15 protein-coding genes are annotated in these 24303 nt (G+C 53.5%); 9 read left to right on the top strand and 6 right to left on the bottom strand.

All coding sequences use genetic code 11. From position 1 onward, the window contains the following. Nucleotides 1-27: 27 nt before the first annotated feature. The 6 genes from asnB to gltB all read right to left on the bottom strand — a co-directional run bounded on the left by asnB (nucleotide 28) and on the right by gltB (nucleotide 13071). Nucleotides 28-1695 carry an asparagine synthase B gene (asnB, locus tag L6468_RS01100; protein ID WP_237794413.1) on the bottom strand — a complete coding sequence of 556 codons (1668 nt, stop codon included), beginning with the start codon at nucleotides 1693-1695 and terminating at the stop codon, nucleotides 28-30. Nucleotides 1696-1736: 41 nt separating this feature from the next. Continuing rightward, nucleotides 1737-2969 (bottom strand): LL-diaminopimelate aminotransferase, encoded by a 1233-nt coding sequence (locus tag L6468_RS01105; protein ID WP_237794422.1) that lies wholly within the window; start codon nucleotides 2967-2969, stop codon nucleotides 1737-1739. Between the two features lie 38 nt (nucleotides 2970-3007). Continuing rightward, on the bottom strand, nucleotides 3008-3841 hold the full coding sequence (gene dapF, locus L6468_RS01110) for a diaminopimelate epimerase (protein WP_237794429.1): 834 nt from the start codon (nucleotides 3839-3841) through the stop codon (nucleotides 3008-3010). 185 nt (nucleotides 3842-4026) lie between these two features. Beyond that, a complete protein-coding gene (locus L6468_RS01115; RefSeq protein WP_237794431.1) occupies nucleotides 4027-6720 on the bottom strand; it encodes a glycoside hydrolase family 95 protein in 2694 nt (897 codons plus the stop codon). A 167-nt stretch (nucleotides 6721-6887) separates the two neighbouring features. Beyond that, on the bottom strand, nucleotides 6888-8342 hold the full coding sequence (locus L6468_RS01120) for a glutamate synthase subunit beta (protein ID WP_237794433.1): 1455 nt from the start codon (nucleotides 8340-8342) through the stop codon (nucleotides 6888-6890). Nucleotides 8343-8415: 73 nt separating this feature from the next. Next, complete coding sequence (gltB, locus tag L6468_RS01125; protein ID WP_237794434.1) at nucleotides 8416-13071, bottom strand: glutamate synthase large subunit; 4656 nt, start codon at nucleotides 13069-13071, stop codon at nucleotides 8416-8418. Between the two features lie 281 nt (nucleotides 13072-13352). On the opposite strand from gltB, the gene L6468_RS01130 reads away from it, so the two are divergent. The 9 genes from L6468_RS01130 (at nucleotide 13353) to L6468_RS01170 (ending at nucleotide 24238) form a co-directional block, all read left to right on the top strand. Next, nucleotides 13353-13700, top strand: coding sequence for a P-II family nitrogen regulator (locus L6468_RS01130; protein WP_091816563.1), 348 nt, complete (start codon nucleotides 13353-13355; stop codon nucleotides 13698-13700). A 45-nt stretch (nucleotides 13701-13745) separates the two neighbouring features. After that, on the top strand, nucleotides 13746-15002 hold the full coding sequence (locus L6468_RS01135) for an ammonium transporter (protein WP_237794452.1): 1257 nt from the start codon (nucleotides 13746-13748) through the stop codon (nucleotides 15000-15002). A gap of 138 nt (nucleotides 15003-15140) precedes the next feature. After that, nucleotides 15141-15857 carry a hypothetical protein gene (locus tag L6468_RS01140; protein WP_237794459.1) on the top strand — a complete coding sequence of 239 codons (717 nt, stop codon included), beginning with the start codon at nucleotides 15141-15143 and terminating at the stop codon, nucleotides 15855-15857. 103 nt (nucleotides 15858-15960) lie between these two features. Then, entirely contained in the window at nucleotides 15961-16857 is an 897-nt protein-coding gene (locus tag L6468_RS01145; protein ID WP_237794461.1) for a bifunctional hydroxymethylpyrimidine kinase/phosphomethylpyrimidine kinase, read from the top strand. 6 nt (nucleotides 16858-16863) lie between these two features. After that, nucleotides 16864-17739 (top strand): pyridoxal 5'-phosphate synthase lyase subunit PdxS, encoded by an 876-nt coding sequence (gene pdxS / locus L6468_RS01150; protein WP_237794463.1) that lies wholly within the window; start codon nucleotides 16864-16866, stop codon nucleotides 17737-17739. Then, the gene (gene pdxT / locus L6468_RS01155; protein WP_237794465.1) at nucleotides 17736-18302 is read left to right on the top strand and encodes a pyridoxal 5'-phosphate synthase glutaminase subunit PdxT; all 567 of its coding nucleotides are present in this window, start codon (nucleotides 17736-17738) and stop codon (nucleotides 18300-18302) included. Before pdxS ends, pdxT begins: the two co-directional genes overlap by 4 nt. A gap of 157 nt (nucleotides 18303-18459) precedes the next feature. After that, complete coding sequence (gene pyrG / locus L6468_RS01160) at nucleotides 18460-20118, top strand: CTP synthase (RefSeq protein WP_237794467.1); 1659 nt, start codon at nucleotides 18460-18462, stop codon at nucleotides 20116-20118. A gap of 13 nt (nucleotides 20119-20131) precedes the next feature. Beyond that, nucleotides 20132-21916: an amidophosphoribosyltransferase gene (locus L6468_RS01165; protein ID WP_237794469.1), complete on the top strand. Its 1785-nt coding sequence runs from the start codon at nucleotides 20132-20134 to the stop codon at nucleotides 21914-21916. A 105-nt stretch (nucleotides 21917-22021) separates the two neighbouring features. Then, nucleotides 22022-24238, top strand: a complete 2217-nt coding sequence (locus L6468_RS01170) for a glutamine synthetase III family protein (protein WP_237794470.1) — start codon at nucleotides 22022-22024, stop codon at nucleotides 24236-24238. Nucleotides 24239-24303: the final 65 nt, after the last annotated feature.

Genomic DNA, 24303 nt, shown 5'->3' on the forward strand with positions numbered 1-24303 from the left:
ACGGATTGCCGGCAGTTTTTCTCAGAATTACTGATAAGCCTGTTCGTGAACACCTTTCACAGCTCGGCCACTAGGGTCGTTCATGTTCTTAAAGGCAGCATCCCATTCCAGGGCGATGGCTGTGGAGCAGGCCACGGAAGCCTCGCTGGGTACGCTCATGGCGGCAGAGTCGCTGGGGAAGTGCTCGGCAAAGATAGAGCGGTAGTAATACTCCTCCTTGTTTTTTGGCGGGTTGATAGGGAAGCGTTCGGCAGCATGAGCCATCTGTTCATCGGATACAGCCTCAGAGGTGATTTGCTTGAGCGTGTCAATCCAACTGTAGCCTACGCCATCGCTGAACTGCTCCTTCTGGCGCCAGGCCACCTCTTCGGGCAACATATCCGCAAAGGCCTCGCGGACAATTTTCTTCTCTATGGTCTTACCTGGACACATCTTGGCCTTGGGATTGGTACGCATGGCCACATCCAGGAACTCCTTGTCGAGGAAAGGCACGCGCCCCTCGACACCCCAGGCAGAGAGACTCTTGTTGGCTCGCAGACAGTCGTACAGATAGAGTTTGGAGAGCTTACGCACGGTCTCCTCGTGGAAGTCCTTGGCCGATGGCGCCTTGTGGAAATAGAGATAGCCACCAAATATTTCGTCGGCCCCCTCGCCACTGAGCACCATCTTGATACCCATCGACTTGATGACACGTGCCAGCAGATACATAGGGGTTGAGGCACGGACGGTGGTGACATCGTAGGTCTCGATGAAATAGATGACATCACGGATGGCATCCAGTCCTTCCTGAATGGTATAGTTGATCTCGTGGTGAACGGTACCGATATGGTCTGCCACGAGTTTGGCCTTGGCCAGGTCGGGCGCGCCCTTCAGGCCCACGGCAAACGAGTGCAGGCGGGGCCAGTAGGCCTTGGTCTTTGAATTGTCCTCGATGCGCATCTCACTGTATTTCTCGGCAATGGCAGAGATGACGCTGGAGTCGAGACCGCCAGAGAGGAGCACACCATAGGGCACGTCGGACATCAGCTGACGCCTGACGGCATCCTCCAGCGCATCGTGGACAGCCTCGACAGAGGCAGGATTATCCTTCACGGCATCATATTTGAACCAGTCGCGCTTGTAGTAGCGCTTCATGCCTGGGTCGGCACTCCAATAGTAATGACCGGGCAGGAACGGCTCGTAGTGCTCACACTGTCCTTCGAGCGCTTTCAGTTCGGAGGCCACATACACCTTGCCGTCGGCATCGCAACCGATATAAAGGGGAATCACACCGATGGGGTCGCGGGCAATGAGAAACTCGTCGGTCTCCTCATCGTAGAGCACGAAGGCAAAGATGCCGCTCAGGTCTTCGAGGAAGTCAACACCTTTCTCGCGATAGAGCGCCAGGATGACCTCGCAGTCGGAGCCCGTCTGGAACTCATACTTCCCAGCATAGCGGCGGCGTATATCCTGATGGTTATAGATCTCGCCATTGACAGCCAAGACCTGTTTCCTGTCGGGTGAGAACAGTGGCTGACCACCTGATTCGGGGTCAACGATGCTCAGACGCTCGTGGGCCAGGATAGCACTTCCGCCAGAATAGATGCCACTCCAGTCGGGTCCGCGATGACGGATCTTCTGACTCATCTTCAACGCTTGTTCACGCAGCTCGTGTGTCTGCTCCTTGACATTCAATATCGCAACGATTCCGCACATAATCCTATCTAATTATCAATTGTCAATTTTCAATTATCAATTTATTTCTTGCTCCAAGTGGTGATGCGGTCCAGCGCCTCATCCGTTTTCTCATGACTGCCGAAGGCCGTGAAACGCACATAGCCCTCGCCGGCAGGACCAAAGCCCACACCAGGCGTGCAGACCACGTTGGCCCCGTAGAGCAGGTTCTCGAAGAACTGCCATGAACTGTTACCGTCGGGCACACGCATCCAGATATAGGGGGCGTTCTCGCCGCCATAGACCTCATAGCCCAGCGAGCGCAGGGTGGCGAGCATCTTCTTGGCATTCTGCATATAGTAATCGATGGTGGCCTTTACCTGCTGCTTACCCTCTGGGGTGTAGATAGCCTCGGCGGCACGCTGACTGATATAACTGGTGCCGTTGAACTTGGTGCACTGGCGACGGTACCACAGGGGGTTCAGGGCGATGCGCTCGCCTGTGAGCGTGGCTGCCGTCAGGTCCTTTGGCACGACGGTATAACCACAACGGATGCCCGTGAAGCCGGCCGTCTTTGAGTATGAGTGGAACTCGATGGCACATTTGCGGGCACCACGAATCTCATAGATGGAGTGGGGGATGCTGTCGTCTTGGATATAAGCCTGGTAGGCTGCGTCGTAGAAGATCAGCGCATCATTATGAAGGGCATAGTTCACCCATTTGCGCAGTTCCTCGCGGGTGATGACCATACCTGTGGGGTTGTTGGGATAGCAGAGGTAGATGACGTCCACGCGACGTTTGGGAATCTGCGGTACAAAACCGTTCTCTGCATTACAATGCATGTAGATGACGTTTGACCATTTGCCGTCCTCAACTGTTCCGGCGCGACCAATCATCACGTTGGAGTCGATATACACCGGATAGATAGGGTCGGTCACGCCGATGGAGTTGTCCCAGCGAATCAGTTCCTGAATATTACCGGTGTCGCTCTTGGCACCGTCGTTCACGAAGATCTCGTCGATATCGAGGTGGATGCCACGCGGCAGGAAGTCGTTCTTCAGAATGGCCTCGCGCAGAAAATCGTAGCCCTGCTCAGGACCGTAGCCGCGGAATCCCTCAGCGGTGCCCATCTCGTCGGCAGCCTTGTGCATCGCCTCTATCACGGCGGGACACAGCGGCTGGGTGACGTCACCAATACCCATGGAGATGACGTCGGCCTTGGGGTGCATCACTTTGAAGGCGTTCACCTTCTTGGCTATATCTGCAAACAAATAGTTGTTTGGCAGTTTCAGGAAATGTTCGTTAACTAATGCCATATATTACTAATTGATAATTTACAATTGATAATGGATAATTATTGTTCTAGCTCGCCGTCAAAGACGAAGGCGGCAGGCCCCGTCATATAGACGTGGTTCTTCTGGAAAAAGCGTCCTCCGTCCGAGCGGTCGGCTTCGCACCATTCGATGTTCAGCGTGCCGCCATCCATCACGATTTGTGAGGTGCGGCCAGCCTTGCCGGTCAGGGCGGCTGCCACGGCCGTGGCGCATGCGCCTGTGCCGCAGGCCTGAGTGATGCCGCTGCCACGTTCCCAAACACGGGTGCGGATACTGCCGTCGGCCTCAATATGGGCAAATTCTATATTGCAGCGTTGCGGGAAGGCCGGATGGTATTCCAGTGAACGGCCAGTTTCGCCTACCTGGTCGACATTCTCTGTGAAGATGACGAAATGCGGGTTGCCCATCGATACAAACGTGCCCATATCCAGTCCTCGGGAAGCGATGAACTGTGTGGCATCTTCCAGTATCGGTTCGCCCATATCCACGGTGACGCTCTCTACGATGTCATCGGTGATATGCAGATAGAGCACCTTGATGCCCGACAGCGTCAGCAGACGGATCTCTGTCTTCGTGGTGAGGCCTTTCCCAAAGAGGTATTTTCCGATACATCTCGAGGCGTTGCCGCACATCATGGCCTCACTGCCGTCGGCATTGAAGATGCGCATGGTGAAGTCGGCCTCGGGCATAGAACTCTTGCCAATCAAAACCAATCCATCGGAGCCGATGCCCTTATGACGGTCGCTCCATTTGATGGCCGCTGCCACAGGGTCATCGATGGGGTGCTGTGCTACATTGACATAGATGTAGTCGTTGCCGCAACCGTGCATTTTTGTGAAGGGTATCTTGCTCATGTGCTGTCTTTTTTTCTTATCGGATGCAAAGGTAATGCAAAATGACAGGATATAGAAACGAACCGACTGGTTTTAGTGGTAAAAATCAGTTGAAAGTATCAAATTGAAAATATTTTGTTGAAAAAATAGCGCATTTTGATATTTCTTGTTCGGAAAATGTGGCTTTTTTGTTACAGATTGAAAGTTTACCAACAGGCCAAGGCCCCTTTCTTCAGTTTCAGGGTCTGCTGCTGGCCGTTGGCAAGGAGCGTTACCGTGCAGGGCTGTTGGGCGGTGAGCGTCAGGTGCGTGATCCGTTTGTCCTGCCATGTCATGTCGACGGTGATGCCGCCACGGGCACGGATGCCGCTGACGGAACCGTCCTTCCAGTTGTCGGGCAAGGCGGGAAGGAGTTCGAGGGTTGTGAGGGGAGACCCCTCACACACAGTGTATTCACTCTGTATGAGCATCTCGATGACACCAGCACAGCCACCGAAGTTACCGTCGATCTGGAAGGGCGAATGGGCGTCGAGCAGGTTGGGGTAGGTGCCGCCGCCACGACGGGCATCAGGACCGCGGTAGCCGTCGGGACTGACGTAGCTGAGCAGTTTGCGGTAGATATGATAGGCATTCCTGGCATCATGCAGGCGGGCGTAGAGATTCACGCGCCAGCCCGTGCTCCAGCCCGTGGTCTTGTCGCCCTTGAGTTCGAGGGTGCGTGAGGCGGCACGGTGGAGTGCCTCCTTGGTGTTGGTGCCGTCGTCGAGGTGATGGCCGGGATAGATGCCGAAGAGATGGCTCTGGTGGCGGTGGTGCGGATCCTCGTCTTCCCAGTCGTAGAACCACTCCTGGAGGTTGCCTTTCTTACCGATTTTGTAGGGGTGAAGGCGGGCGATGGCGGCGTTGAGTTCGGTGATGAAGGGGGACCCGGCGACGGAGGGGAACCCGGCGACCGAATCGCCGGGCACACTACAGGAACCGCCGGGCACACTACAGGAATCGCTGAGTACAAGGGCGGCGTCGCGGGCATCGGTGAGGCATTCGCGAATCATGGCGATGTCGGCAAAGCCACCGAAGCAGGTGCGCCCGTGATAGCCGTCGGGGGTGACGAAGGAGTTCTCGGGCGAAGTGGCAGGGGCGGTGATGAGAGGGCTGATGGATGATGTAGGATGTGAGATGTCTGATGTAAGAGGGCTGATGGATGATGTAAGATGTGAGATGTCTGATGTAAGAGGGCTGATGGATGATGTAGGATGTGAGATGTCTGATGTAAGAGGGCTGATGGATGATGTAAGATGTGAGAGGGGTGAGGGCTGAGGGGTGTAGTCGGAGAGGGGCTGAAGCCAAGCGAGGCAGAACTCGGCTGCACCTTTGAGAACGGGATAGTACTCGCGCAGGAAGGCTTTGTCGAGCGTGAAGGTGTAGTGCTCCCAGATATGGGTGGCGAGCCAGGCACCCCCCATGTTCCAGTTGGCCCACATGGGGTCGCCGGTGTGGAGACCCACAGGACAGGTCATGGCCCAGATGTCGGTATTATGTGCCAGGCACCAGCCGCGGTTGACACCGTAGTAGGCCTTGGCGGTGAGTTCGCCAGAGCCCTGCAGTTCCTTCATGAAGGTGAAGAGCGACTGGTGCATCTCGGGCAGCGCAGCCGTCTCGGCCGCCCAGTAGTTTTCCTCCACATTGATATTGCTGGTGTAGTTGCACGACCAGGGCGGCAGGATGCTCTCGTTCCACAGGCCCTGCAGGTTGGCCGGCACATTGGGCGTGCGCGAGCAACTGATAAGCAGGTAGCGGCCGTACTGGAAATAGAGGGCTTCGAGGTCGGGATTGAAGAGTGACTCGTCGGTGTAGGCACGGAGCTGGGCGTCGGTCGACTCTCCCCCATCCCCTCCCTGTGAGGGAGGGGCGTAGTAAGTTGACGAGTCGGCGGTCAATGAGAGCTTGACGCGGTTGTAGAGGGACTGATAGTCCTTGATGTGGCACTGTCGGATGGTCTTGTAGGGGATGCCGGAAAGATGGCGCAGGCGCGCGTCGGCCAGTTGCTGATATGGCTTTCCCTGTTTGACGGGGTCCTTGTCGTAGCCGTTGAACGAGGTGGCATCGACGATGTAGAGCGTCACCTCTTTGGCGCCATCCACGAGGAGCGTCTCCCCCTCGGCCCTGACATTCCTGGCGCTGACCTGCACCTTGGTGCGGAAGTGGATGCCGCGCTGAGGGTCGTAGGCGAACTTCTCCCTGGCATCGTAGTAGCTGGGCAGTGAGGCATAGCCGGCATAGCCGTCGGTGGTGAGTGTCTGGCCGTTGGCCGATGTGGTGTGGCGCAGCTGACAGCTCAGCGACAGTCGTGCATGGATGCCCCTGGGATGGTTGGTGGTGATGCGGATGACCAGTCCGGAGTCGGGATGGGACGCCAGATACTCCGTGGTATAGCGGTATTTGCCGCGCTGGTAGGTGGTATGGGCCGTGGCGTCACCGATGTCGAGCCAGCGGCGATAGCCGGAGACGGCCTCCGTGGTGTCGAGATACTCGATGGTGAGTTGTCCCAGCGGCTGATAATTCTGTGAGAAATGTCCCTGCACGTCGCGTTGCAGACGGTCGGCCTCCCGGTAGTCGCCCTTGCTGAGCGCCTCACGGATGGCGGGGATGGATTTGTGGGCGTCGGGCGAATAGACCTGCATATTACACGGCTCGCCCGTCCATAGCGTGATATCATTGAGTGATATCCTGTCGGTCCGGGTGCCGCCATAGACGATGCCGCCCATGGTGCCGTTGCCGATGACGAGCGCCTCCTCGAAGAACGTGGCCGGCTGGTTGTAGTGGAGTGTCTGGGCTCCTGTCGTGGTGGGGAGTTTCAGCCATAGGCAGATAACGGTGAAAAACGCAACGTATTTCCTCATTGTTTCCTTTGTGTTAGATTCGGGCGTCAAAGGTACGAATAAGTGAGTGAAAAACCAAATGTATTTGAGTTTTTCCGAGCGAGAGTACTATAGACGAAGTCAGAGGTACGAAAAAATCCCCGATTTCCATCACGGAGACCGGGGATTATTACTTCAAAGATAAAACGTTATTTTTGAAGGAAACCATTAACTTTCTGTGCAGTCTGACGACCACTAGCCATGGCGCGAACCACGAGTGAGGCACCGTTGGCGGCATCACCGCAGACGAAGACGTTGGCAGGGTACTCGGGGTGCTCGGGCTTCAGGAAACCCATGGCGAGGAGTACCAGTTCGGCCTTGATGACTTCGGGTTTGCCCTTCTCTATCATGATAGGACGACCACCGTCGGGGTTGGGCTTCCAGTCTATCTCTTGTACCTTCACGCCGGTAAGTTTGCCATCCTTACCCAGGAACTCCAGGGTGTTGATGTTCCAGCGGCGGGTGCAGCCCTCCTCATGACTGGATGTGGTCTTGAGGGTGCGAGGCCACTCGGGCCAGGGGTTCTTGGGATCCTCGGGTCCCTCAACGGGCTTGGGCATAATCTCAATCTGGGTGACGCTCTTGCAGCCCTGGCGGTGGGCCGTACCGATACAGTCGGAACCTGTGTCACCACCACCGATGACCAGCACATCCTTGCCCTTGGCGGTGACGCGTTCGTCCTTGCTGAACTCCATGCCTGCGAGGACGCGGTTCTGCTGAGACAGCATCTCGAGGGCGAAGTGTACGCCCTTGAGTTCGCGGCCGGGAGCCTTGAGGTCACGGGCGGTGGGGGTGCCGGTTGAGATGACTACTGCGTCGTATTGCTGCGACAGGGTCGCAACAGACAGGATGGAGGAACCCGCCGGAGAACCGGCGGGCGTGGTGGCTGCGGAACTGTCGGGCGTGGTGGCGGAACCCGCCGGAGAACCGGTGGGAGTGGTGGCTGCGGAGGTGATTTCGGTGCCGTAGCGGAAATCGATGCCCTCCTGTTCGAGCAGGGCGATGCGGCGGTCGATAACGGCCTTATTCAGTTTAAAATTAGGGATACCGTAGCGGAGCAGACCGCCGGCAGCTTCGTTTTTCTCAAACACGGTAACGGTATATCCCATGTGGTTGAGGTCGTTAGCGGCAGCGAGTCCGGCAGGACCGGCACCAATCACTGCCACCTTCTTACCGTTGCGAGCGATATCGGTCTTAGGCACGATGAAGCCCTCCTGGAAGGCCATCTCGGTGATGGCTGCCTCGTCCTCACGGTTGGTGGTCGGCTCGTGGTTGAAGCGGTTGAGCACGCAGGCCTTCTCGCAGAGTGCAGGGCAGATGCGGCCGGTGAACTCGGGGAAGGGGTTGGTGCTGTTGAGCAGACGGTAGGCCAACTCAAAGTCGCCTTTGTACAGGGCGTCGTTCCACTCGGGTGCTTTGTTGCCCAGCGGACAGGCCCAGTGGCAGAAGGGTACGCCGCAATCCATACAGCGGCTGGCCTGCAGTTTGCGTTCGCGAGTAGAGAGCGTCTGCTCTACCTCGCCAAAATCGTGGATTCTATCGTGAATCGGACGGTATCCCGCCTCCTGGCGGTGTATCTCTAAAAATGCTTTTGGATTTCCCATCTTAATACATTAAACATTAAAGATTAAACATTAAACGTTAAACATTAAACATTAAAGATTAAACATTAAATGATTAATAGTCGCGCTGGATGTCGGCAATCTTCTCGTGGAGCTTCTTCATCTTCTCCTCCTCGAGCACGCGCTTGTACTCGATGGGCACTACCTGGATGAAGTCCTCGATGTAGCGGTGCCAGTCGTCGAGCATGCGGCCTGCGAGGGCTGAACCCGTGTGCAGGTAGTGCTGGCGGATGAGCTCGAGCAGTTCCTTGCGGCTGACGCTGTCCTCAACCAGCGAGAGTTCCACCATGTCCATGTTGCAGAAGTAATCGAACGTGTGGTCGGGGTCGTAAACATAGGCCACACCGCCTGACATACCTGCGGCGAAGTTGCGTCCTGTCTTGCCCAGCACCACCACGCGACCGCCAGTCATGTACTCACAGCAGTGGTCGCCGGCACCCTCAATCACGGCGATGGCACCAGAGTTGCGCACGCCAAAGCGTTCGCCCACCTTACCGTTGATGTAGAGTTCACCAGAGGTGGCACCATAGAGACCGGTGTTACCAGCGATGATATTCTCCTCGGCCTTGAAGTCGTCGCTGCGACGGGCAGGAGGCAGGATAGAGATACGACCGCCAGAGAGACCCTTACCGAAGTAGTCGTTGGTCTCGCCCTCAAGGCGCAGATCCAGACCCTTCACGGCAAAGGCACCGAAGCTCTGGCCGGCAGAGCCCTTGAACTTGATCTTGATGGTGCCGTCGGGCAGACCGTCCTCACCGTATTTCTTGGCAATCACACCACTGAGCATGGTACCCACGGCACGGTCGGTATTCTTGATGGCATAGTCGAGTGTCACCTCTTCCTGCTCGTCGATAGCCTTTTGGGCAGCCTTGATCATCTCCTCGTCCTTCACGCCAGTCACCTTGGTGTAGGCGCCGCGGTCCCAGTACAGGGCCTTGTCGGTAGCGGGCTTGTGGAGCAGGCGGGCGAAGTCGATGGTGCGCCATTTCCCGACGGCGGCGGAACCCGATGCTGATGCCTCGGGCACAGTGGCTTCTATGAGCTCGGTATGACCGATGATTTCCTTGAGGCTCTTCACGCCAATCTCGGCCAGGTATTCGCGTACCTGCTCAGCCAGGAAGGTGAAGTAGTTGACCACGTACTCAGCCCTTCCCTCAAAGTGCTTGCGCAACTCAGGATTCTGGGTGGCCACACCCATAGGACAAGTGTTGGTGTTGCACTTACGCATCATCACGCAGCCCAGCACAATCAGGGGAAGCGTACCAAACGAGAACTCGTCGGCACCCAGCATCGCCATGATGATGACATCCTTAGCAGTCTTCAACTGACCGTCGGTCTGCAGGCGCACCTGATTGCGCAGGCCGTTGATGACCAGTGTCTGCTGCGTCTCAGCCAGTCCTATTTCAGGGCTGATACCTGCGAAGCGCATACTTGATGCAGGGCTGGCACCCGTACCGCCCTCGGCACCTGAGATGACGATGAGGTCGGCCTTGGCCTTAGCCACACCGGCGGCAATGGTTCCCACGCCACTCTCAGCTACGAGCTTCACACTGACGGCAGCCGTTGGGTTGATATTCTTCAGGTCGAAGATGAGCTGTGCCAGGTCCTCGATACTGTAGATGTCGTGATGAGGTGGGGGAGAGATGAGCGAGATGCCGGGGATGGCGTTACGCGTCTTGGCGATAATCTCGTTGACCTTAAAGCCAGGCAGTTGTCCGCCCTCACCAGGTTTTGCACCCTGTGCCACCTTGATCTGTATCTCTTCTGCATTCACCAGGTACTCGGCGGTTACACCAAAGCGGCCACTGGCAATCTGCTTGGTCTTTGAACTCAGACTCACGCCATCCACTTCTGAGTGATAGCGCGTGTTGTCCTCACCACCCTCACCGGTGTTACTGCGTGTACCCAGTTTGTTCATGGCCAGAGCCAGTGCCTCGTGGGCCTCGATGCTCAAAGCACCAAACGACATGGCACCTGTTACGAAGTGCTTCACGATGCTCTCAACGGGCTCTACCTCGTCGAGGGAGACGGAAGACCCTCCCCCCTGCCCCTCCCTGTCATGGAGGGGAGTAGTAACTTTCTTGAATCGAAGGAAGTCACGCAAGAAGATGGGAGATTCTTTCTCGTCAACCAATTTTGACCACTCTTTAAACTTCTCGTACGAGCCTTGACGGCAGGCCAGTTGCAGTTTGGCGATGGTCTCGGGGTTCCAGGCGTGCTTGATACCGTCCTTGCGCCAAGCAAACTGACCCTGGTTCTGCAGCACGGCTGTATTTGTCGCTGTGGCACAGCGACCTACTCCACCTGCCGCATGCAGACGGATGGCATCGCGTGCAATCTCCTTCAGGCCCACGCCACCGATGGTGCTCACCTCGGTACCGAAGTAGCGGCGCAGCAGGTCTTCGCTCAGTCCGATGCTCTCGAATATCTTGGCACCGCGATAGGAGCGGATGGTAGAGATACCCATCTTGGACATAATCTTCTTCAGACCCTTGTCCACCGCCTTGATGTAGTTCTTCTCGGCTGTGGCGTACTCCTCCTGAATCTTGTGGTGCTTCACCAGGTCATCAAGTACGGCGAACGTCATGTAAGGACACAGGGCGCTGGCACCATAGCCCAGCAGCAGGGCAGCGTGCATCACCTCGCGAATCTCACCGCTCTCAACAATCAGGGCGGTCTGCACACGTTTGCCCACGCTAATCAGGTAGTGGTGAACGGCACTGACAGCCAGCAGTGATGGGATGGCTGCATGCTTCTCGTCGAGGTCGCGGTCAGAGAGGATGATGTAGTTTACACCCTCGTCTACACTGGCTTCAGCCTGATGACACAGATTGTCGAGCGCCTTACGAAGTCCTTCCTCGCCCTTTGCTATCTCAAAGAGGATAGGCAACTTCTTGGTGTTGAAGCCCTTGTAGCGGATGTTACAAAGTATATCAAGTTGTGTGTTGGTCAGTACGGGTTGTGGCAGGCGCACCATCTTACAGTTGGATGCATCGGGCGTCAGGATATTCGTTCCCACAGCACCGATATACTCCGTCAGACTCATCACGAGTTCCTCGCGGATGGGGTCGATGGCAGGGTTGGTGACCTGTGCAAACTGCTGACGGAAGTAGTTGAAGAGAATTTGCGGACGGTCACTGATGACGGCCAGCGGGGTGTCGTTACCCATGGCGGCTACAGGTTCCTGTCCGGCTGTAGCCATGGGGATGATGGTCTTGTCGATATCCTCCTGACCGAAGCCGAAGGTCACCAGTTTGGCGTTGAGGTTGCTCACGCCGTTGTCCACCTTACGTCCGCTCTTCAGTTTCTCCAGCTGTACGCGGTTCTCGTTCAGCCACTCGCGGTAGGGATGGGCCTTGGCCAGTTTCTCCTTGATCTCGCCATCATAGTAGATTTTGCCTTCCTGTGTGTCAATCAGTAGGATCTTACCGGGCTGCAGACGACCCTTCGATACTACGTCGCCGGGTTCGAAGTCCATCACGCCAACCTCCGAGGCTACCACCATCATACCCTGCTTGGTGATGGTATAGCGGCTGGGGCGCAGACCGTTTCTGTCGAGCATACCACCTGCGTAGCGGCCATCGCTGAACAGCAGGGCTGCGGGACCGTCCCAGGGCTCCATCAGGATAGAATGATATTCGTAGAACGCCTTCAAGTCTTCGCTGATGGGGTTCTTGTCGTTAAAGCTCTCGGGCACCAGGATGGCCATGGCCTGAGGCAGTGAGAGACCGCTCATCATCAGGAACTCGAACACGTTGTCGAGACTGGCAGAGTCGCTCATACCTTCCTGCACAATGGGGCGCAGGTCCTTGATGTCACCCAGCGCCTCACTGTTCAGCACGCTCTCGCGGGCCTTCATCCATCCGCGGTTACCACGGATGGTGTTGATTTCACCGTTGTGGGCCAGCAGGCGGAAAGGCTGTGCCAGTTTCCATTTTGGGAAGGTGTTCGTAGAGAAACGTGAGTGGACTAAAGCCAGTCCGCTCGTAAAGTAATCGTTAGACAGGTCGGGGAAGTAGCGGCGCAGTTGTCCGCTGGTCAGCATGCCCTTATAGATAATATTCTTTGAAGAAAGGGAGCAAATGTAGAAATCGGACTCTCCCCCCTGCCCCTCCCTGTGAGGGAGGGGAGTAGATGCCTCCATTTTGGCTACCCTATTCTCGATTCTCTTCCTTATTATATATAATGTGCGCTCGAATGCCTTCTCCTCTTCGTCTGGAGTGTAATCACTCCCCTCCATTACAGGGAGGGGATGGGGGGTGGGTCCCCTCTTTACAAATATCTGCTTAATGTCGGGTTCCACCTCACGGGCAGCCACGCCCAGTACCTCCGGGTTGGTGGGCACCGTGCGCAGGTGCATCAGTTGCAGTCCCTCGCGCTCGATCTCCTCTATCATCACGCTCAGTATCTGCTGTTGGGCCTTCTCGTCTTTAGGCAGAAAAACCAGTCCGGTACCATATTTTCCTTTTTCAGGTACGGGAATACCCTGAAGAAGAATAAACTCGTGGGGAATCTGTACCATGATACCCGCACCGTCGCCGGTCTTGTCGCGTGTCTCGGCACCACGGTGTTCCATGTTCTCAAGCACCTTCAGTGCATTGTCCACCAATTCATGACTCTTGCCGCCATGAATATTCACCACCATGCCCACGCCGCAGGCATCATGCTCATACTCACTCTGGTAGAGTCCTTTTCTTTCGCTTCTTTCCATATTATCCTAAATAAAACTTCTCTTATCTATAAAATCGGGCGCAAAATTATATCAAACTGTAAGAAAAACAAATATTTTACTGCCCTTTTAATCTACATTTTTTGCTAAAATAACAAATTGTAAGCAAAGACGTATGTTTTTATTGCAGATTGTAATTTGTGTAAAAATTGTAAATCGAAAGCCGGGGAAGATGTCTTTCTATGTCGGGGAAAGGTCGTAATTTTGCCAGCGAATTCAGAATAGTCACAGTGACAAGTAGTATTAATTAAAGGTATTAAGGTATGAAAAAGATTGAAGCAATTATCCGTAAGACCAAGTTTGAAGAGGTCAAGGAAGCCCTGCTGACGTCGGATATCAACTGGTTTGAGTATCACGACGTGCATGGTATCGGACAGAGCCGCCAGGAACGTATCTACCGTGGTGTGATGTATTCTACGGATGTCATCGAGCGTGTAGCCATCACCATTGTTTGTCGTGACCAGTTCTTGGATCCCACCATCAAAGTACTGCTTGAGGTGGCCCATACAGGTGAGGTCGGTGACGGACGTATCTTTGTGAGTGATGTGCTGGAGACCTATTCTATTCGCACAGGCGAGAAGGGTGACACCGTACTGAGAGACAAGAAATAGTTCGACATTAAACATTAAAAATAAAACATTAAGATTTTCAGGATTATGAACGAAATAGGAATTTCACTCGATACCGTATGGATGCTATTAGCGGCCATGTTGGTTTTCTGGATGCAGCCCGGTTTTGCGCTGTGTGAGGCTGGTTTTACACGTAGTAAGAACACGGCAAACATCCTGATGAAGAACTTCGTCGACTTCATGTTCGGTTCTTTGTTGTTCTTCTTCCTTGGTTTCGGTATTATGTTTGGTGCCGATACCCTGGGTGGTTTCATTGGTATGCCCAACTTTGGCGACCTGAGCTTCTACGAGAGCGATCTGCCCGTAGAGGGATTCTTGATTTTCGAGACAGTATTCTGTGCTACCTCTGCCACCATCGTCAGTGGTGCCATGGCTGAGCGCACCAAGTTCTCTATGTACCTTGTTTACAGTGCCGTTATCTCACTGATTATCTATCCTGTGGAGGGTCACTGGACCTGGGGTGGTGGCTGGTTGTGTAATGATGCTGCTGACAGCTTCATGATGACCACCTTCGGTGATGTGTTCCATGATTTCGCGGGTTCTGCCATCGTTCACTCTGTAGGTGGTGTGCTGGCCCTGATTGGTGCCCTGGCACTGGGTCCCCGTGTAGGCAAGTACGACAAGGACGGTAAGAGCCGTGCTATCCCCGGTCATAATCTGGCTATGGCTGCTCTGGGTGTATTCATCCTCTGGTTGGGATGGTTTGGTTTCAACCCCGGTTCTCAGTTGGCTGCCAGCGGTGAGGTGAACCGCGTGGCTATCTCTCACGTGTTCCTGACCACCAACCTCGCTGCTGCTGCAGGTGGTGTTTCTACCATGTTCCTCACCTATATTAAGTATGGCAAGCCCTCACTCTCTTTGACGCTTAACGGTGTGCTGGCCGGTCTTGTAGGTATCACTGCCGGTTGTGACCTCGTATCACCTTTCGGTGCTGTCATCATCGGTCTGGTTTGCGGTATTGTCCTGGTTTACGCCATCGAGTTCATTGATCACAAGCTGCACATTGACGACCCTGTAGGTGCTAGCTCTGTACACGGTGTCTGCGGTATCCTGGGTACCATCATGACCGGTCTGCTGTCTGTCAGCAATGGTGCTTTCTACGGTCATGGCTGGGGATTCTTCGGTGCGGAGTGCTTCGGCGTATTCGTGATCGACCTCTGGGCTGCTGTTTGCGGATTTATCCTGTTCTATGGTATTAAATATATCCACGGACTGCGTGTCAATAAGCGTATTGAGGAGGAAGGTCTCGATATCTATGAGCACGGAGAGGCTTGCTACAACTAATCATTAATTTAAATAAAACGATTATTTAACTGAAACGAATTGCCATAATTATCATAATTTATCCATAATGAAAATAATAGAAATTACGAGTCAATTATGTGTATTACGGCAATTTGTTTCCATAAAAAAGTAAAGCGTATGAAGAAGATTGTTTTATTCGCATTGGGTATGGCCATGAGCATGACCACCTTTGCACAGGACGAAGTAGAGACAACGATTAGTGCTGACGTTGTAAGTAGTTATATCTGGCGTGGTCAGGATTTGGGTAGCACAGCTGTGCAGCCTACACTGGGCGTAGCCTATAAAGGTCTGTCGTTGACAGCCTGGGGCAGTTATGGACTCGTGAATCCTGCTGACACCAAGGAGTTTGACCTGACGTTGGCTTATACCATTGGCGGACTGAACATCGGTATCACTGATTACTGGTTTAACCAGGCTGTTGGTGGTGATCCTCTGAACCGCTACTTTAAATATGAGGCCCACGGCACCAACCATGTGTTTGAGGCTAACGTAGGATACGACTTTGGTGTGGCTTCACTCCAGTGGTTCACCAATTTCGCAGGAAACGACGGTGTAAACAAGGACGGCAAGCGAGCCTACAGCAGTTATGTCGAGGCCATTGTCCCATTTAAACTCGCTTCTGTCGATTGGACTGCCACGGCTGGCGCCGTCCCGTTTGCTACCGATTTCTATAATGGCTGGACGAGTGGTTTCGCTGTAACCAACCTGTCGTTGAAAGCAACGAAGGATATAAAGGTTACGGACTCGTTCTCTGTCCCTGTGTTTGCACAGGTTGCTGCTAACCCTTGCACTCAGAATGCCTATTTTGTAGTAGGATTAACCCTGATACCATAGTTTGTTTTCAAAAACTGCATTTTCTTTTACCGAAAGCGGAACATCCTTATTGGGTTTCCGCTTTTTTTCGTATTTTTGCAACCGTTTTAAGCGATAACAGCAGATGAACACGACGATATTGACCATTACAGGTTCTGACGGCACAGGCGGCTCTGGCGTGCAGGCTGACATCCGACTTATCCATGAGTTGGGTGGACGGGCGGCATCGGTCATCACCTCTATCACCGTACAGAATACGCTGGGTATTCAGGAGTTTCATGATCTGCCAGCATCTGTGGTGCGCCAACAGGTGGAGGCTATCATCAATGACCTGCAGCCACAGATTGTGAAGATAGGACTGTTGCGTCGTACGGATGTAGTGGAGATGCTGGCCGAGGTGTTGCGCAAATATCAGCCCCGTCAAATCATCTATGCGCCGGTGCTTACCTCTACCAAGGGTGAACAACTGGTGTCGGCCACGGTCTATGAGTCCATCAAGCGGCTTCTGCTGCCACTGTGCACCATCGTGCTGCGTCCGTCAGATCTCCCTACAGGTCCGCGTCATCATGGTGATGCCAATCAACTGGCGTCAGCTCTGGCTTATTATCTCAGTCTGGGTGAGACTCATCGGGATGCCATGCTTCATGCGCAGACTTACCTGAAAGCGTTGCCCGCAGATTATGCTGAGGGGAATAGTCGCAGCGAGGAACTGTATAACCAGTTTCTGATGGCTGTAGAGCACTATTTTAATTGCTATGCCGACGTGGCTTTCTATGCTGAGCAACTCAATGTCAGTGCCCGCTACTTAGGACAGGTAACGCGTCGCATCAACGGACGTTCGCCCAAGGCGATCATCGACGAGCGCATTATGAACGAGATAACCTCTTTGCTTACCTCTACCAACCGTCCTCTGAAAGATATCGCCCAGCGTCTTGGCTTCTCGTCGCAGGCTCATCTCTCGCGTTTCTTTAAGAAACATAAAGGGCAGTCGCCAACGGAATTTCAACACAAAAATAAATAAATACAAATGACAAACGAAAGAACATTACTCAACCGCCAGTTGGCTCAGATGCTGAAGGGTGGTGTTATCATGGACGTGACTACCCCCGAACAGGCCAGGATTGCTGAGGCTGCCGGTGCCTGCGCTGTCATGGCCCTCGAACGAATCCCTGCTGACATCCGTGCAGCGGGTGGTGTGAGTCGTATGAGCGACCCCAAGATGATACGTGGTATCCAGGAGGCCGTGAGCATCCCTGTGATGGCGAAGTGCCGCATCGGTCATATTGCCGAGGCCCAGATTCTGCAGGCTATCGAGATTGACTATATTGACGAGAGCGAGGTGTTGAGTCCTGCAGATAACATCTATCATATCGACAAGACGAAATTCGATGTTCCCTTTGTCTGCGGTGCCAAGAATCTGGGCGAGGCCCTGCGTCGTATTGCTGAGGGCGCCACGATGATTCGTACCAAGGGCGAGCCTGGCACGGGTGATGTGGTTCAGGCTGTGAGTCACATGCGATTGATGCAGAGTGAGATCCGCAGACTGGTGAGCATGAGTGAGGATGAGCTCTTTGAGGCTGCCAAACAACTGCAGGCGCCCTATGAACTGGTGAAGTTTGTGCATGAGAACGGCAAACTGCCTGTGGTCAACTTTGCCGCTGGTGGTGTGGCTACCCCTGCTGATGCCGCGCTGATGATGCAACTCGGTGCCGAGGGCGTGTTTGTGGGCAGTGGCATCTTCAAGAGTGGTAACCCCGCCAAGCGTGCTGCTGCCATCGTGCAGGCCGTGACCAACTACAAGGATGCCAAACTGCTGGCCGAACTGTCAGAGGATCTGGGTGAGGCGATGGTAGGTATCAACGAGCAGGAAATACAACTCTTAATGGCTGAACGCGGAAAATGAAAGTGGCAGTGTTGGCCCTGCAAGGGGCATTCATAGAGCACGAGCAGATGTTGCAGCGCTTAGGCGTGGAGACCTTTGAGGTCCGACAACTTAGTGACTGGCAGCAACCAAGGGATGGATTGGTATTGCCTGGTGGCGAGAGTACCGTTCAGATGCGCCTGTTGAAAGAACTCGGCTTGTACGAACCTATTCGTGAGGCTATCCTCGGAGGTATGCCCGTCCTGGGCACCTGTGCCGGTATGATACTTCTGTCGGAGGGACGCCTGGGCACGATGGATATCGAGGTGCGCCGCAACGCCTACGGACGGCAGTTGGGCAGTTTCCATACCGTGGATACCGTCAAAGGCATTGGCACGGATGTTCCCATGACCTTTATCCGTGCTCCCTATATCGAGCGCGTGCTGAGCGACAAGGTAGAAGTCCTGTCCACCGTCGATGGCCATATCGTGGCTGCCCGCCAGGGCAATCAGCTTGCTACCGCCTTCCATCCGGAGCTCGACGACGGCACCCGTCTGCACGAGTTGTTCCTGGGGATGGTTGTTGGACGCTCTGACAAGGAGTAGTTTTTGCTTGTTCGACTGGTTACAATCTGCAAGAAAATGCATTCTTTTTCTTGCAGATTGTTATTTTGGGTGAAAATGTAGATTGAAAAATGAGACGCTTTTCGGTTGAAAAGTGAAAGAATACGTAACTTTGCAGTCCATAAAATACATTCGTTTTATGGACACAAAATATATCTTTGTTACAGGCGGTGTCGTTTCCTCGTTGGGAAAAGGCATTATCTCCGCCTCAATAGGAAAATTGCTGCAAGCACGCGGCTATAAAGTAACCATCCAGAAGTTTGACCCCTACATCAACATCGACCCAGGTACGCTGAACCCCTATGAGCATGGCGAATGCTATGTGACGGCCGACGGTATGGAGACCGACCTGGACCTGGGGCACTACGAGCGCTTTACAGGTATTCATACCACGCGTCATAACTCCATCACCACCGGTCGTATCTACAAGACGGTGATAGACCGTGAGCGTCGTGGCGACTATCTGGGCAAGACCATTCAGGTGGTGCCTCATATCACGGATGAGATTAAGCGCAGGATGCTGCGAGAGGACGAGCAGAATGAACAGCTCGACTTCGTCATCACTGAGGTGGGCGGCACCATTGGTGATATTGAGAGTGCACCTTTTATGGAGGCCATCCGACAGTTGCGCTGGCAGTTGGGTAGGAATGCCGTGTGTGTGCACCTGACCTACGTGCCCTATCTGAAGGCTGCCGATGAGTTGAAGACAAAACCCACGCAGCACTCCGTGAAAGAGTTGCAGGGTATGGGTATCCAGCCGGATATCCTGGTGCTGCGCACGGAGCGTCATCTGGACGACGGCATGAGGATGAAGGTGGCTTCTTTCTGTAATGTGGACCTGGAGTGTGTGGTGCAGAGCGAGGATATGCCCTCTATCTATGAGGTGCCTGTCAGTATGCAGAGACAGGGACTTGATGCGGCTATCCTACGTAAGATTGGCATCCCCGTTGGAGAGACGCCTGCCATGAAGCCCTGGCATGATTTCCTTGACAAGCAGCGTAACGCTACGAAGGAGGTACGCATTGGACTGGTTGGTAAGTACGACTTGCAGGATGCGTATAAGAGTATTCGCGAGAGTTTGAACCTGGCCGGTATATATAATCATGTAAAGGCAAAGATTCAATTCGTTAACAGCGAGGAGGTGACAAAGGAAAATATTGCTGAGAAACTGAAGGGCATGCAGGGCGTACTGATCTGTCCGGGTTTCGGTCAGCGCGGAATTGAAGGCAAGATTATCGCTGCGGAATATACCCGTACACACGATATCCCCACCTTTGGTATCTGTCTGGGCATGCAGATGATGGTGATTGAGTTTGCACGCAACGTGTTGGGCTATAAAGATGCTAACAGCGCAGAGATGGATGCCAATACAAAATATAATGTTATCGATATCATGGAGGAGCAGAAGAGTGTCACGCAGATGGGCGGTACCATGCGTCTGGGTGCCTATGAGTGTGAGCTGGTGAAGGGCAGCAAGGTCTACGAGGCCTATGGCGACGAGACATTGATTAGCGAGCGCCACCGTCACCGCTATGAGTTCAACAACAAATATCAGGAGGAGTACGAGGCCAAGGGCATGAAGTGCGTGGGTATCAATCCTGCCGCCAACCTGGTGGAGATCGTGGAGATTCCTGAGAAGCGCTGGTACATCGGCACGCAGTTCCATCCCGAATATTCTTCAACGGTGCTGCATCCCCATCCACTGTTTATGAGTTTCATTAAAGCCTGCAATCATTCTTGCGTCCCTTCGGTAGCAAGCGCCACCCTACGGGATGTCGAGCGAAACATTAAAGATTAAACATTAAACATTAATGGAGCAGTTAAAGCATGAGTGTGGCGTGGCGATGATTCGCTTGTTGAAGCCCCTGGATTATTACGAGAAGAAATACGGTACGTGGGCCTATGGTTTCAATAAGCTCTACCTGATGATGGAGAAGCAGCACAACCGTGGACAGGAGGGTGCTGGTATTGCCTCGGTGAGCCTGACCAACGAGCCCGGCACGGAATATATGTTCCGTGAGAAGGCCGAGGGTAAGGATGCGATTACGCAGATTTTCTCTCGTGTCACGGAAGAGATGAAGGGAGAACTGCTGATGGGTCACCTGCGCTATTCTACCACGGGAAAGAGTGGACTGACGTTTGTGCATCCCTTCCTGCGCAGAAATAACTGGCGCGCCAAGAACCTGTGTCTGTGCGGCAACTTCAACATGACGAATATCGATGAGGTGTTTCATTTCCTGACGGAGCAGGGTCAAAGTCCGCGTATCTATGGTGACTCATATATCACGCTGGAGCTGATGGGACACCGTCTGGACCGTGAGGTGGAGCGACTCTATCAGGAGGCTACGGCAAAGGGACTGACGGGCACCGATATCACACAGTATATTGATGAGCATGTGGAGATGGCCAACGTGCTGCGCTCTACGATGGAGCACTACGACGGCGGTTATGTGATGTGCGGTCTGACGGGGAGTGGCGAGATGTTCTCGGTGCGCGACCCCTGGGGCATCCGTCCTGCGTTCTATTATCGTGATGATGAACTGATTGCCATTGCCAGCGAGCGTCCTGTGCTGCAGACCACTTTCGATATCCAGGCAGAGGATGTGCATGAGTTGAAGCCTGGTCAGGCTATCATCGTGCATCAGAACGGTGAGAGTCAGCTGGAGCAGATCATGCCTGCACAGAAGTTGAGCGCCTGCTCATTCGAGCGCATCTATTTCAGTCGCGGCTCTGACCGTGACATCTATCAGGAACGCAAGCGTCTAGGCGAACAGTTGACGCCGGCTATCCTCAAGGCCGTTGATAACGACGTGACCAATACCGTGTTTTCATATATCCCTAACACGGCCGAGGTGGCCTATTATGGTATGACCGACGGCTTCCGTCAGCAGGGCTATAGTGTGAGAACGGAGAAGGTGGTGTGGAAGGACATCAAACTGCGTACTTTCATCACGGACAATTCGGAACGTAATGACTTGGCGGCCCATGTCTATGACATCAGCTATGGCAGTCTGAGGGAGGGCGTGGACAACCTGGTGATTATCGACGACTCGATAGTGCGCGGCACCACACTGAAGGAGAGTATCTTCAAGATTTTGGACCGTCTGCATCCTAAGAAGATTGTGATGGTGTCGAGTTCACCCCAGATTCGCTACCCAGACTACTATGGTATCGACATGGCACGTTTGGAGGAGTTCTGTGCTTTCCGTGCCACGATGGCGCTGATAGAGGAGCGCGGCATGTGGCAGCTGGTTAACGATACCTACCTGGCTTGTAAGCGTGAGCTAGAGAAGCCGAAGGAGCAGATGGAGAACTGTGTGCGTGCGGTGTATGCACCCTTCACCGTCGACGAGATCAACCATAAGATTGTGGAGATGTTGCGCCCTGTGGATATGAAGGCGCCCATCGAACTGGTATTCCAGAGTATCGAGGGACTGCATGAGGCTTGTCCTGACCACCCTGGCGACTGGTATTTCACGGGCCATTATCCCACACCAGGCGGCACGAAACTGGTGAACCAGGCGTTTGTAAACTATATCAACAAAACTTACACATTGAAAGAAAATAATGGTGGTTTACTTTCAGATTGTAAGTAATGAAAAGTTTTTAGATTTTTGTTGCAAGCAAAATAAAGGATAATCTGACAGAACGATATAACTTTGCAGCCGTAAATAAACAAAGTGTAACCAAAAAGTAAAAAGATGGAAGCATTAAGATTTCAGGTTGTCGGAGAGGCATTCAAAAAGAAGCCACTCGACGTAAAAGCACCAAGTGAGAGACCTAGCGAGTATTTTGGCAAGAAGGTCTTCAATCGTGAGAAAATGTACAAGTACCTGCCTAAGGACGTGTACGAGAAGATGATTGATGTGATGGACAATGGCGCTCGTCTTGACAGAGCCGTGGCCGATGCTGTTGCTGCTGGTATGAAGCAGTGGGCTACGGAGAATGGCGTCACTCACTATACGCACTGGTTCCAACCTCTGACCGAAGGTACTGCCGAGAAGCACGACTCGTTCATTGAGCACGACGGCAAGGGTGGTATGGTAGAGGAATTCAGCGGAAAACTGCTGGTCCAGCAGGAGCCTGATGCTTCTTCATTCCCCTCTGGTGGTATCCGTTCTACTTTTGAGGCTCGTGGTTACTCAGCCTGGGATCCCACCTCTCCTGTATTCATCATCGACGATACCTTGTGTATTCCTACCGTGTTTATCTCTTATAGCGGTGAGGCCCTCGACTATAAAGCACCTCTGCTGCGTGCCCTGCACGCTGTGAACGTAGCTGCCGTAGATGTTTGCCATTATTTTGATCCTGCAGTGAAGAAGGTCACTTCCAACCTGGGTTGGGAGCAGGAGTACTTCCTTGTAGACGAGGGCCTCTATGCTGCCCGTCCAGACCTGTTGCTCACTGGTCGTACCCTGATGGGACACGACTCTGCAAAGAACCAGCAGATGGACGACCACTATTTTGGTTCTATCCCCGAGCGTGTACAGGCCTTCATGAAGGATTTGGAGATTGAGGCTCTGGAGTTGGGTATTCCTTGTAAGACCCGTCACAACGAGGTGGCTCCCAACCAGTTTGAGCTGGCTCCTATCTTCGAAGAGACCAACCTGGCTGTTGACCACAACATGCTGCTGATGTCGGTCATGAAAAAGGTGGCTCGTAAGCATGGATTCCGCGTGCTGCTCCATGAGAAGCCCTTCGCAGGTATCAACGGTAGCGGTAAGCATAACAACTGGAGCTTGAGCACCGATACGGGTGTGCTGCTGCATGCACCTGGTAAGACACCAGAGGCCAACCTGCGCTTCGCTACATTCATCGTAGAGACCCTGATGGGTGTTTATCGCCACAACGGCTTGCTGAAAGCTTCTATCATGAGTGCTACCAACGCTCACCGTCTGGGCGCCAACGAGGCGCCTCCTGCCATCGTTTCTTCCTTCCTCGGCAAACAGCTCTCAGAGTTGCTCGACCATATCGAGAAGGCTGACAAGGACGATCTGTTGGCAATGGCTGGCAAGCAGGGCATGAAGATGGATATTCCTGAGATACCAGAGTTGCTCATTGATAATACCGACCGTAACCGTACATCTCCTTTTGCCTTCACAGGCAACCGTTTTGAGTTCCGTGCCGTAGGTTCTGAGGCCAACTGTGCCAGCGCGATGATTGCCCTGAACAGTGCCGTTGCCGAGGCTTTGGTTGAGTTCAAGAAGCGTGTGGATGCCCGCATTCCTGAGTTTGCAGAGAAATTGAAGGGTACCGGGCACAGTGCCACCTTCCACGCTATTATCGACGTGCTGCGCGAGGATATCAAGACCTGTAAGCCTATCCGCTTCGACGGTAACGGTTACTCTGACGAATGGGTAGCTGAGGCTGAGAAGCGCGGTCTGGACGTAGAGAAGTCTTGTCCCAAGATCTTCGAGCGTTACCTTGACGAGGCCAGCATCAAGATGTTCGAGAGTCTGGGTGTGATGACCAAGAAGGAGCTCGAGGCTCGTAACGAGGTGAAGTGGGAGACCTACACCAAGAAGATTCAGATTGAGGCTCGTGTGCTGGGTGACCTCTCTATGAACCACATCATCCCTGTGGCTACACGCTACCAGAGTGAGTTGCTTACCAACCTGAACCACATGTCTGTTGTGTTCCCCATTGATACTGCTGATAAGCTTTCTGCTCGCAACAAGAAGATTATTCAGGAGATTTCTGAGCGTACTTCTGCTATCGAGAAAGGTGTAGAGGAGTTGGTTGAGGCTCGCAAGAAGGCCAACAAGATTACTGACGAGCATGAGAAGGCTATTGTCTACCATGACAAAGTAGAGCCTTATCTTGACGAGATTCGCTATCAGATTGATAAGTTGGAGCTCATCGTGGATGATGCCCTCTGGCCTCTGCCAAAATATCGTGAACTGCTATTCATCCGTTAAGGATATAAGTTCTATAAAACGAAAGTTCCGTAGGCTTCGGCTTACGGAATTTTTTTATGATCATA

Source organism: Prevotella communis (assembly GCF_022024115.1).
In the GTDB taxonomy this organism is placed as follows: domain Bacteria; phylum Bacteroidota; class Bacteroidia; order Bacteroidales; family Bacteroidaceae; genus Prevotella; species Prevotella communis.